At 34.7% G+C, this 13,732-nt stretch carries 6 protein-coding genes; all 6 read left to right on the top strand.

Annotated elements, in window-relative coordinates:
- Positions 1-139: 139 nt before the first annotated feature.
- The 6 genes from LACWKB10_RS09910 to LACWKB10_RS09890 all read left to right on the top strand — a co-directional run bounded on the left by LACWKB10_RS09910 (position 140) and on the right by LACWKB10_RS09890 (position 13,723).
- Positions 140-4,159: a BspA family leucine-rich repeat surface protein gene (locus LACWKB10_RS09910; protein WP_052060362.1), complete on the top strand. Its 4,020-nt coding sequence runs from the start codon at positions 140-142 to the stop codon at positions 4,157-4,159.
- Positions 4,131-5,072 carry a MucBP domain-containing protein gene (locus LACWKB10_RS08265; RefSeq protein WP_034981079.1) on the top strand — a complete coding sequence of 314 codons (942 nt, stop codon included), beginning with the start codon at positions 4,131-4,133 and terminating at the stop codon, positions 5,070-5,072. Before LACWKB10_RS09910 ends, LACWKB10_RS08265 begins: the two co-directional genes overlap by 29 nt.
- 156 nt (positions 5,073-5,228) lie before the next feature.
- Positions 5,229-7,016, top strand: a complete 1,788-nt coding sequence (locus LACWKB10_RS09905; protein WP_052060361.1) for a BspA family leucine-rich repeat surface protein — start codon at positions 5,229-5,231, stop codon at positions 7,014-7,016.
- A 196-nt stretch (positions 7,017-7,212) separates the two neighbouring features.
- A complete protein-coding gene (locus LACWKB10_RS09900; RefSeq protein ID WP_052060360.1) occupies positions 7,213-9,075 on the top strand; it encodes an SLAP domain-containing protein in 1,863 nt (620 codons plus the stop codon).
- A gap of 665 nt (positions 9,076-9,740) precedes the next feature.
- Positions 9,741-11,432, top strand: coding sequence for a BspA family leucine-rich repeat surface protein (locus LACWKB10_RS09895; protein WP_052060359.1), 1,692 nt, complete (start codon positions 9,741-9,743; stop codon positions 11,430-11,432).
- A gap of 344 nt (positions 11,433-11,776) precedes the next feature.
- Positions 11,777-13,723 (top strand): MucBP domain-containing protein, encoded by a 1,947-nt coding sequence (locus tag LACWKB10_RS09890; RefSeq protein ID WP_052060358.1) that lies wholly within the window; start codon positions 11,777-11,779, stop codon positions 13,721-13,723.
- Positions 13,724-13,732 lie beyond the last annotated feature (9 nt).

Genomic DNA, 13,732 nt, shown 5'->3' with positions numbered 1-13,732 from the left:
AAAAACGTACTTTTATAGTAAAAGCATCTGTAGAGTGCGTTTTTTGCATTTAATATATTAACAATACGTCGATGGATTATATTCAAACTTAAACATATACTAGATTTAAATTGCTGCTTAATATAGAAGAGGTATACACATGAATAAACATAAACAAGGTGAAAAACTGTTATTTAGCAGTTTAGCTGCTGCTGCTTTAGGCTTAGTCACCAGTAAACCCAAGGTAATAAAAGCCGCCACTGCTAATAATAATCATTCAACTTTTAAGAAAGCTAAAAGAACTGCCGTTAAAACCAAAATTAACTATCAAACTGTTCAACATGAAACAGAAACTAAAAGTGCAGTACCTGAAAATAAGTTTAATCAAAATACAGATGAAAATTCAAGGATAGAACAGAGTCAAGAAGATTCAAGTACTCAAGCTAATGAGCAGAATACTGATTCTGCACAGAATAGAACAGAGGACAATACATCCGAGTTTGAAAATACTACAAACTTATCTTCTGATGAAAAAAATGATCACAGTTTTGATGTTTCTAAAGCCAAAAGAGAATCTGAAAATTCCGATTCAATGGTCTGGAACAGTTTAAACGTTAATTTAAATTATGATAATAATGTACTTACTATTCATGGTGGCACACTTGATAATAGTGATAACCATGATATTAGTATTGCTCGTACTATGACTAAAATGAACGTTTATGATATTGAACACATTGTGATAGATGGTCCAATAAAAATTATCGGTTCAGCAAACAGTTTATTTCAAAATCTTACTAATTTAACTTCAATTGACGGGCTTGACCAAGTCGTAACTACAAATGTAACTGACATGTCTTATATGTTTGATAGTTGCCGAAATCTGCAAAGTTTAGACATATCCAGTTTTGATACATCAAATGTAAACAATATGTCACATATGTTTAGTAACTGCGATACTTTGACCAACATCAAGTTTGATATTGATAAATTTAAAACTGCAAATATTATTGATATGTCATATATGTTCTACAACTGTGCTGCTAAAAATATTGATGTTTCTAAATTCGATACTAGTAAGGTTACTGATATGGAGCATATGTTCGACCTTTCTAGAGCTTCAAATATAGATGTTTCACAATTCAGCACTTCTAATGTAACAAATATGGCAAACATGTTTTCTAGAATTGGTGTATCATCACTAGATTTATCAAGTTTTGATACCTCAAAAGTTACAAATATGGAACAAATGTTTTACGGTGCCAATGTAACTAAGTTAGACGTTTCTAAATTTAATACTAGTAAAGTTACTAATATGAATAAAATGTTTGGTGCTACCGCTTTAACAACACTAGATGTTTCAAATTTTGACACCTCTAATGTAACAGACATGACAAACATGTTTTTTTACAACGAAAAACTTACTGACTTAAAACTAGTCGGTTCTGATTTAACCAAATTTGACACTTCTCATGTCACTAATATGGAAGGCTTATTTGAAAATTGTACTTCCTTGAATAATTTAGATATTACCCATTTAAACACTTCTAATATCACATCCCTGAAAAACTTTTTTAAAGCATGTAAAAGTTTAACAGGTATAGACTTGTCTAACCTTGATACTTCTCACATAACAGACATGACAGGCATGTTTAATGGCTGCAGTGGTTTAACTGGTTTAGATCTTTCACATTTTAACACTGCCAATGTAAAAGAATTAGATAACATGTTTCAATACTGCTCTAATCCAAAATTTACAACTTTAGATCTAAGTTCTTTCAATACAAGTAATGTTAAGACTCTGACAAATATGTTTGATGGTTGTACTTATTTAACTAATTTAAACATATCTAGCTTTGATACCTCTAATGTAACAACATTTCAGTCAATGTTTAAAGACTGCAGACACCTATCAAGTATTGACCTAAGTCATTTTAATACTACTGCCAAAACCGCTATTAAAGGTGGAATAATTATGAGTCATATGTTTGATGGTTGTTCGAGTCTAAGTAAACTTGATCTATCTAGCTTTGATACTTCTAATGTAGGCGATATGAGCGACATGTTTTATTGGTGTACATCTTTAACAAGTTTAGATTTATCAAATTTTGATACTTCTAATGTTTCTGATATGCATAGCATGTTTGAAAATTGTGCAAGTATGACAAGTATTAACGTATCCAGCTTCAACACTTCTAATGTATATGATATGAGTTTTATGTTTGATGATTGTAGAAGCTTAAAGAAATTAGATATCAGTTCCTTTGATATGTCAAACCTTAAGCAAAGTTCGAATATCTCAGGCCGTTTGGCAATGCTACAAAGCTTGGATGGTCTCCAAACTCTTGTTTTAGGTAGAAAAAATATAATAAAAAATAATGATAATGTTAATGACAATCTCTATTTTGGCACTGAGGGCAATTGGATTAACATGGGCAATGGCATTTTGCCTGCAAAAACACACAATTGGACAGCAGAAGATTTTATGTCCAATTATGATAGCAGTCAAGATAGTGATACATATGTAAATATTACCAAAGTACCAAATCCTTGTTCCATTACTATTAAATATGTTGACAAAGATGATCCAACCAAAATTATTTCCCCTACAGACTACCAATATGGTAATAATGGCGATAATCAAACAGATCCAATTAATGCTAGAAAAATTCCTAATTATACACTTTATCAAGTTTCTGTGAATAACCAGACTGAAGGAAACCCCAATAATTTAAAATTCTCTTCTGATCCACAAACTGTTATTTTTTCATATTCACATGATAAAGCGCAATCTATTGCTGTTCAATATCGTTATCAAGATAAGAATGGCGACTTAAAACAAATTTCTAGCAAACCAGATCAAGAAATAAGCGGTTTTATGGGTGACACTTCAACGATAACTGCTGATACTTCAATTAAGGGTTATACTATTAAATCTAAAAAGATAATTACTGATCCTAATTCAACAGATGTCCCTGAATCTACAACCGATCCTGACAAAGCAAATGTAACTTTTGGAAATACACCGCAGACCGTTATTTTCATTTATAGTCCCAACTCTGAAACTATTAAAGTACATTATATCGATGATAAAAATGAAACTTTAACAGATACCAACGGAAAAACTTACGATCATGAAGTAACTGGCTTTTTTGGTGATCAAATTACTGTCACACCTGAAAGTAATGTGCCTGGTTATACTCTATATTTGGTTAATGGCAAAGAAGTGACTGGAAATGGTGCAGTCACAACAACTTTTGATGAGCCAAATTCAGATATTGTCTTTACTTATAAGAAGAATGGTAACAATCCAGGGAGTACTCCAGGTAGCGATTCCGGTAGCACAGGGAGTACTCCGGGTAGCGGTTCTGGTAGCACAGGGAGTACTCCAGGTAGCGGTTCTGGTAGCACAGGAAGTACTCCAGGTAGCGATTCTGGTAGCACAGGGAGTACTCCAGGTAGCGATTCTGGTAACAATCCTGGGAGTACTCCAGGTAGCGATTCTGGTAACAATCCTGGGAGTACTCCAGGTAGCGGTTCTGGTAGCACAGGAAGTACTCCAGGTAGCGATTCTGGTAACAATCCTGGGAGTACTCCAGGTAGCGGTTCTGGTAACAATCCTGGGAGTACCTCGGGTAGCGGTTCTAATAGTGGCTCTGGTAGTACCTCGGGTAGCAGTTCTGGTAGCAATCAAAGTAATAATAACTCTAGCAATGGTTCCAACTCCAGCGACAACATAAACAACCCGAATAGCACTTCTACTTCCAAAAAGAACAAGCATAAGAGTCACAACAAGAAATTAACAAAGAAACCGAATAAGAATAAACATAAGAGTTCTGGTAAAAAAACTTCAAAGAATAAAAATAGTAAGAACAAAAAAACTTCAAAAGGTTTTACCAAACTCAATAAACATTCGATTAAGTCAATTCGCAATCAAAACTTTAAAGTTCACAAAATTAAAGGTAAAACAACTTTCAACAATAATAATGCTAATGAAAAAAATACTGATAATGTTAAATATGCAACTGAAAATAACAATGAAAAAATAAGTAGCCAAAAAGGTGAAAATTTAACGCAAACTGGTTCAGATAGAATGAATAATCTAGCTATACTCGCTTTGGGTAGCCTAGCATTAGCATCTGCCTTAGGCGTTGCTTGGTTCAACCGCAAGAAAAACTAATAATGATGACGGACCTGAAATTTACGCTAATCAAGAAGTTACTTTTGTTTTTGCCAAGCTTCAAGGCCAAGTCCTTATCTCCTATCAGGATGAAAGCAAAAATGACCTGCCTGATGCTAACGGCAAGACTTCCGATCACGGCACTGTTGAGTATGGCGAGCAAGGCAAGAAGTTCACGGCTCCTGAGATTGCCGGCTACAAGCTGAGCTATATCCTAGTCAACGGCGAGAAGGTGACCGGCACCAATACGGCCAGCCTGGATTATAACAGCAAGGATCAGACTGTTGTCTTTGTTTATAAAAAAGACAACATGCCTGAATCAGATAACCACGAAGATACTGTTACTTCAAATTATCGCCAAAAAGCTGCACCAGTTACTGTAAAATATCAAGACGAATTCGGTAATACTTTAGCTGAAAACATAGTTTTAAATGGTTACGTTGGCGATGGCTATACAACTGGTTCCAAGCCTGTTGTAGGCTATACTCTAAAAACTAGACCAGATAATGCCACAGGCTTCTTTAGTGCTTACCCACAAAGCGTAATTTACATATATGCCAAAGACAATCAGGATAATCCCCAAATTAATGATGGCGATACGGGAAAGGATAAAACTGATAAAACTGATAAAACTGATAAAACCGGAAAGTCCAATAAGGTAACAGAAACCGGAAACCATAAGCGTAATAATAGTGGTAAAAATAATGATAGTTCCGGTAATTTAAATAATACTGAAAACCATAATGGTCAAACTGCTACTAAGGTAGCAAACAATAATAATGCAAAAAAGGATGAAAAAATACCACAAACTGGATCTGATGAACATTCACAATTGGCTGCTTTATTACTTGGTTTTATGGCAACTATTAGCAGTACAGTAGGTGCTTGGTTTAATCGGAAAAAGAAAGAATAGCTAAAATCAATACTAATTGCAAAAATGCTTCGTGAAGTATACATCGCTTTTCGAAGTATTTTTTATGTAAATATTAAAAAATGTTTATTTGACCTGTATTTCTATTCTAATATACTATTTATGAACACTTTTGATATTAGTAGTATAGGAAAAATTATGAATAAACAAAAAACAGTATATAGTAGTATGGCAGTCGTAACATTGGGACTGTTTTGTATCAATTCGCAAGTCGTTCAAGCGGATAAATTACCGAAAGACCAGGTAACTAACAGTTCTTTGACTAAGAAAGTTGTTAATCCTAAATATAATTCCACTTTAGCTTCTGCCAAATCAAACAATGACGCAGTTTCTGCCGATTATTTGAGTAATAAATCTAATTCTGAAATTAACAATTACGCGATTAAAAGTGAATGGAACAACTTGGAAGTTAGTTACAATAACCATGTTTTAACAATTCACAGTGGTACTGTTACAAATCCCAAAAGAATAGCTGGTAACATTAAAAGTGTTGACACAAGCGACATTACGAAAATCAAACTAGATGGTAAATTAACAATTAATGGTTCGGCACTTGAGCTATTTAGTGAGCTTAATAATTTAGTATCAATTGAAAATCTCAACCAGCTTGACACGACTAATGTAACTGACATGTCATATATGTTCGCTGGCTGCCTTAAATTACAAAACATCAATGTAGCTAGATTCAACACTACAAATGTGACCACCATGCGAGCAATGTTTGCTACTTGTGATAATTTAACCAACTTGGATTTATCAAATTTTGACAGTAGCAAGGTAGTAGATATGTCATATATGTTTGCTTCCAGCAGGCAACTAGCAAACATAACTTTCTCCAGCAAGTTCAATACGAGTATTGTCACCAATATGTCCAACATGTTTTATGACTGCCAAAGCCTTGATGGTCTTGATTTAGCCAATTTTAAGACAACAAAAGTTGCCAATATGCAGGCAATGTTTGCGTATTGCTCAAAACTAACTAATTTGAATTTGTCTAGCTTTGATACGAGCAAAGTTTATAATATGCAAAAAATGTTTACAGGTGACAAAAATCTTAAAATCCTTGATATTAGCAAATTTACTATATCTAATGGTGCTAATACAGGTGATATGTTAGCTGATTTAGCCAGTCTCAATACTTTAAAACTCGGCTCTAATACAGTTATTAAAAATACAGGATTAAATACACCAGTCACATGGTCATATAATGGCGAAAAGTTCTCATCAGCTGAGCTAATTGCACAATACGATGGTTCAAAACCTGGTACTTATACTGCTGTTTCAACCACAAATCCCGGTCCTAAGCCTGTTGATCCGACACCTGTTATGCCCGATCCTAAACCAAAGCCAACTCCGATTAAACCCGACTTGTCCTCTTCATCCTTGCCTTCTAAAGTTACTTCATCTATCGTTGTTCATTATCAAGACGAAAATGGCAACGAAATTGCTCCAAACAAAATTATCACTGGATATGTAGGTGACGGATATGCCACTTCTGCTGCAACTGCTGCTGGCTACCTTTTGAAGGTTCGACCAAACAATGCTGTTGGTTTCTTCACCAAAAATCCGCAAGATGTTGTTTACGTTTATGCCAAGGCATCAGAAAATGAAATTAATCAAGCAGATACCCCACCTAATACAACACCTACTGATAAAAACAGGCAAAACTATACTCCTGAATCTAACCTGAATCCTGAAGTAGCAGATGATAATTCCTCTACTAAAATAACACCATCATTAAAATCAACCAACCTTCCTAATAATGAAAATGGCGTTAAAACTGTAGCTGCTACTCATAAGCAAAATATTAAAACTTTACCGCAGACTGGTTTAGATGAAAAAAGTCGACTAGTTGCCTTATTTTTCGGTAACTTAGCCATATTCATCAGTTCAATTGGAACTTGGTTTAATCGCAAAAAAGATTAATTTAGACTTAATTACATCTAATATTTACTGTGAATAAGCTTATTTTATGAATGATGGGCAAATTTTATTTACTTGTAATTTGCAAAAATATTAAATCTATATGAAAATACCTATCAAAGCATTGAATTTAATAAGATATATAGATATACTTAACAATGGTATAATGAAATTTAGATGGTATAAATGGAGGAGAAATATGAGTAAGCATAACAATTTTTATCATAAAGGTAAAAAGGTACTATTCACTAGTATGGCAGTTGCTGCGTTAAGCGTAATTGCAGTTAGTCCTGTTGCAGCTAAGGCTGCCGAAGCACAGAAAGAGCAACCTGTTAAGCCAGCTGAAACTAAGTCAACAACAAATAATGATAAAGACCAAAAAACCGATATAGCGGATCATACTGCCGAAGACGATTCACACAGTCTATGGGCTTCAGCATGGGTTAAAGGATCTTACAGTTATGACGAAAAGACTAAGACTTTTACCATTAAGATTCCAGAACCTGGTATATTTAACAATGAATACACAGTTATTGGCAGTCAAGATCAGCCACCTATCAATCCTGCCCAAATAGCTTGGAATATTGATGATGTTAACACAGATGAAATTGAAACCATTAAAATTGACGGTCCCTTTAATTTCAAAGGTGATGCCAGTTCATTATTTGCTAATTTACCAAACTTGAAGAAAATTGAGGGATTAAATAACCTTGATACAACAGACGTCACTAGCATGAACCAAATGTTTGCTAATGATCCTAAATTAACTTCATTAGACCTGTCAAACCTTGACACTTCTCGAGTAACCGACATGATGGGTATGTTTACCAATGATTCTAGTTTAACCTCATTAGACGTATCAAGTTTTGACACTTCAAACGTGATTGATATGTCATACATGTTTGCTCAGGTTGATACATCTAATGATGACGATAAACCAAGTAAAGACGCTGCTCCGAAATTGACTGAAATTAAAGGCTTGGAAAAGTTTGATACTGCCAAGGTAAAACGAATGGGCAATATGTTCACTAACCAGAGCGCTTTAACATCTTTGGACATCAGTAGTTTCAAAACTCCAGAGAAACCAGTACCAGTAAAAGATGAAAACGGAAAGACAGCTTATAGTGAACCCGCTGAAACTGATATGCTAAAGGGACTGGACAGCTTAACCTCTCTAAAACTTGGTAAAGACAATATTATTAAAAGTTCTGGTCTTAACACAAAGGGTACATGGAACCTGAACGGTAAGAACTTAACTTCCGAAGAACTTATGCGGAAATTTGACGGTTCTAAGGATGCAGGTACCTTAACTTTAACTCCTGCAAGCACTCCTTCAACCCCAAGTACTCCAAATACACCAAGCACACCTTCAACTCCAAGTACTCCAAATACGCCAAGCACCCCTTCAACTCCAAGTACTCCAAATACACCAAGCACACCTTCAACCCCAAGTACTCCAACTACACCAAGTACCCCTTCAACTCCAAGTACTCCAAATACACCAAGCACACCGACTACTCCAAGTACTCCAAATACACCAAGCACACCGACTACTCCAAGTAATACTACTAACACAGGTAACGCAAACACAACTACTACGACTGGCAAGCAAGACACTAATAAGACTGATACTAACAAGCCAGACACTAATAAGCCTACTACTGACAACAAGAAGCCAGCTAAGAAGGCCAAGAAAGGCGTTAAGAGAGTAGTTACCCACAACGCTTATATCTTCAACCAAAAAGGCAAGCGTGTAAAAGGTGAATACTTCGTTGGTAAAACTATTACTACTTATGGTACTAAGACCATTAACGGCAAGAAGTTCTACGCTTTAGGCAAGAACCGTTTCGTTAAAGCTAATAATGTTACTGGCATCAACCGTAAATTAAAGCACAATGCCTTTATTTACACTAAGAAAGCCAATAATAAAGTTAAACGTTATGGTCACAAAGTCCTTAAGAAGAATAAGACAGTTAGAACTTACGGTGGTGCTGTTAAGATGCACAATAAGTTATACTACATCGTAGGCAAGAACCAATTTGTTAAGAAAGCAAACTTTTAAAGATTAAAACACTTTTCTTATCAATAAAAGAACCTAGCCAGTACTTAAAGTTACTAGTTGGGTTCTTTTTCTCCACTCAAAAATTAAACTGTTCCCTAACCGGCTCTAAATGAACAAGCTAAATTTACTGCTTTGTAGCAATTATCATCAGTAAAGCAGGTGCTGGTTTAATCTAGCTAAATTTAATACCAATTAAAAAGTACTTTGTAAGGTGCGATTATCTTTTGCGGAGTATTTTTTATTCGAATAATCTCCTTATTATTCAACTGCCAAAGCAAAAAACTTTTCACAATTAAAACAAGCTTAAATATGGAAACGTTAATCATAAGTAAAATATTAAGAACTATTAATAATGGAATTAGCCGAGTTAAACAGCATTATTACAGTATTTTTAAGTAGTTTAGCCTTGTTTATTATTTCAGTTAATGCTTGGTTTTGGCCTAAAGAAAATTAGCCTATCCTTAATTAAGTCCATTTTTTATTTGAATAAGCTTATTTTATGAATTATGGGCAAATTTTATTTACTTGTAGTATGCAAAAATATTAAATCTATATGAAAATACCTATCAAAGTATTGAATTGTACAATACTTATGTATATACTTAATCATGGTATAATGAAAACCATGGTATATGAAATTTAGATGGTACAAATGGAGGAAAAATATGAGTAAGCATATTAATTTTTATCATAAAGGTAAAAAAATATTATTTAGTAGTATGGCAGTTGCTGCCTTAAGCGTCATAGCTGCCAATCCAGTTGCAGCTAAGGCTGCTGAACCACAGGGAGAGCAAACTTCTAAGCCTGCTGACGCAAAGCCGACAATACCAGTTAATTCTGGTGATAACGCTGGCGAAGATGATTCAAATATGCTATTGCCTTCAAAATGGACTAAAGACAATTGCAGTTATGATGAAAAGACTAAGACTTTAACTATTAAAGCCGGTACAATTGACAATAATGATTACAAATTTAGTGAAGATAACCCTATCAATCCTGCCCAAATAGCTTGGAACATTGATGGTGTTGATACAGATCAAATTCAAACCATTAAAATTGATGGTGCCGTTACTTTCAAAGGTGATGCTAGTTCCTTATTTGCTGGTTTACCAAACCTGGAGAAAATTGAGGGATTAAAGGATCTTGATACAACGGGAGTCACTAGTATGAAACAAATGTTTGCTAGTGATCCTAAATTGACTTCTTTAGACTTGTCAAACTTTGTCACTTCTAGCGTAACTGACATGATGGGCATGTTCTTTGGTGATGAAGCATTAAATACTTTAGATGTATCCAAGTTTACTACAGATTCAGTAGAAGACATGTCTTATATGTTTAGTGATGATTCAAGTTTAACCAAAATTGATGGCTTGGAAAAATTCAACACCGAAAAAGTTACTAAGATGTGGGAAATGTTTAAGGGTGATAAGGCTTTGACATCCCTAGACATTAGTAGTTTTAAGATGCTTGAAAATAATGAAACCATTAAAGATAACGTTTCTGACACTGACAATACCGACGATAATAAAGGTACTACAAAGCCATCTCATCAAACATATACCATTGATCAAGATATGTTATCAGGTATGGATAGCTTAAATGATATTAAACTTGGTTCAGGCAATATCATTAACAATTCAGGACTCCCTGGTTCAGTAGAAGAGAGTCTACACGATGGAGAGACTAAGACTACTTGGTTCTTAAAGGATAGTAAAAACAAGGGATTAAGTTCAGTAGAACTTATGCAGAAATTTGACGGTAAAAATGATGTTAAAGATTATGTAGGTGAATATACTACTACCAAGTCTACTGATAACAACAATAACAATACGCCAAGCACGCCAACTACTCCAAGTAATACTACTAACACAGGTAACACCAACACAAATACTACGACTGGCAAGCAAGATACTAATAAGACTGATACTACCAAGCCAGACACTAATAAGCCTACTACTGACAACAAGAAGCCAGCTAAGAAGGCCAAGAAAGGTGTTAAGAGAGTTGTTACGCACAACGCTTATATCTTCAACCAAAAAGGCAAGCGTGTAAAAGGTGAATACTTCGTTGGTAAAACTGTTACTACTTATGGTACTAAGACCATTAACGGCAAGAAGTTCTACGCTTTAGGCAAGAACCGTTTCGTTAAAGCTAATAATGTTACTGGTATCAACCGTAAATTAAAGCACAATGCCTTTATTTACACTAAGAAAGCCAATAACAAAGTTAAACGTTATGGTCGTGATGTTCTGAAGAAGAACAAGACAGTTAGAACTTACGGCGGTGCTGTTAAGATGCACAATAAGTTATACTACATCGTAGGCAAGAACCAATTTGTCAAGAAAGCAAACTTTTAAAGATTAAGAGATTTACTTTATAAATAAAAAGAACTCAACTAGTAGTTAAAACTGCTAACTGAGTTCTTTTTCTATGCTCAAAAATTAATAAATTACTTTAAAATTGTGTGTCTATATTACTAACTAGTACCATATCTTCCAGCAAATAACCAAATTTAATTTATAAGTAAAAAACAGTTTTTAGGTGAGTTAATTATTTATTCATTTCAAATAAGATGAAATGTATAAATAGTGTTATTAAGTTTAATAAATTGTTTAATAAATTGTATAATAAGGGAAATTAGGTATAAGAAAAATATTAATCATGTATATGTTTATTTTATAATCAAGGAATGAATAGCAAAATGAGCCAGAAAAAGAAATCTATGCGAACCAAAACAGCAACAATGTTTTTTAGTGTTGCTACAGCAATTTTAAGTTCACTAACTGTTAGCTCTATAGCAGTTAAAGCAGATCCATTTCTGCCCTCTCCTGCACAAATTAAGAATAAACAAATTAGTAATACCAATTATGCTAATTCTAAGTTAATTAGCAAAGAGCAACCAAACCCTCAAAAACAGCTTCAACCAAAAACTGCAGAGTCTACTGCTCCAAGTGCTGCTAATTTTAAATGGGGCAACCTTGATGTCAGCTATAGTAACCATGTAATTACCGTCCCCAGTGGCAGTATAGGTCAACCGGATTCTTTAGCTCACATTAACGGCATTAATAGTGACGATGTGCAAGAAGTTAAATTTACGGGTCAACTAAAGATTGGCTCAGCTTCTGAAATGTTTAAGGACTTAACTAATTTAACTAAAATCACTGGTTTGGAAAATCTGGATACATCTGCTACCAGTGATATGCGGTACATGTTTGCGAATTGCCAAAATTTAACCAGCATAGATGGCATTGATAATTTGCAGACCACCAAAGTTACTAATATGTCTTTTATGTTTGCGGGCTGCAGTAAATTAGCAAGTCTGGACCTATCAAGTTTTAATACTGCTAATACTATCTACGCAGAGAGCATGTTTCAAGATTGTGAAAACTTACAGAGCATTAAGTTTTCACCTGATTTCACAATAGCCAAGGTGGACGATATAAGTCACATGTTCAGTGGATGTTCAAGCTTAACTGCTTTAGATCTTAGTAAGTTTAATACTAGCCAAGTTAAAAAAATGATTTGGACTTTTAAGGATTGCTCCAGCTTAACCAAGTTGGATTTATCATCCTTTGACACGTCTAACGTAATTGATATGAATGGAATGTTTAATAATTGTAGTAGCTTAAAAGAACTTGATCTCAGAAGTTTTGTCATAGATCCTAATATTGATAAGGGTTATATGTTAGATGGACTCGCTAAATTAAATACCCTTAAACTAGGTAAAAGTACATATATTAATGATACACATCTTAACACTCCGGGAACTTGGGTCAATGTCGGCGATAGAAGCGAAGACGAACCACAAGCAAACAATAAATATCTGTCTGAAGACTTAATTGCCCATGCCCACGACATTCTTGGCGACACATATATTCGACCAGGTAATCCTATTACTGTTTCTTACTTGGATACTAGTAAAAGATCACTTGCACCCGATATTAGTTTGAAGGGCAAAATTGGCGCTGATTATAAAGTGTCTGCGAAGCCAATTCTGGGATATATCGTAAAGAAAGTTCCAGATAATGCCACTGGGGTTTTCACCGATCAGCTACAGAACGTCGAATTTATTTATTCTGCTGACCCCGAATCTACCTCTACAAATGCACCAATTAAAGCTGCAGGTGTTACCGTCTATTATCAAGATGAAAACGGCAATCAAATTGCGCCTGAAACAATATTACAGGGCAATGTGGGTGACGGCTATACTACTGGTACTGTTGAGATCCCAGATTATACTTTAAAAGTAAGACCTGCGAATGCCACCGGTTTTTTCAGCACTAAACCGCAAAGCGTAACTTATATTTATGCTCGAAATAATGCCATACCTGAAGAAAATGACCAAAATAGTCCAACAAATTCATCCAGTAATAACCCTAGCCAAAAAGGGACTTCACAAACTAATGAGTCCCAAAATAAGCACAGGCTCAACAAGAATGGTGTTACTGAGAACTATACTATTTTCAAATCCTCTGACAGTGATTCTGACTCCACTAATCCAGTACTTATCACCAACAATGGCCAAGAAGAAGAGTTGCCACAAACTGGCACTAATGAACGTTCACAAATAATCGTGCTGCTGTTAGGCTTTTTGTCGGTAATTTGCAGCCTGCTTGCCAGCTGCTTTAGTAAAAAGAAAAAAAGATGATTGCAAATT

Origin of the sequence: Lactobacillus sp. wkB10 (assembly GCF_000760615.1) — a bacterium.
Classification (GTDB): Bacteria; Bacillota; Bacilli; order Lactobacillales; family Lactobacillaceae; genus Lactobacillus; species Lactobacillus huangpiensis.
Note: the sequence above shows the minus strand (reverse complement) of the source record. Positions and strands in the feature narration are given on the sequence as shown.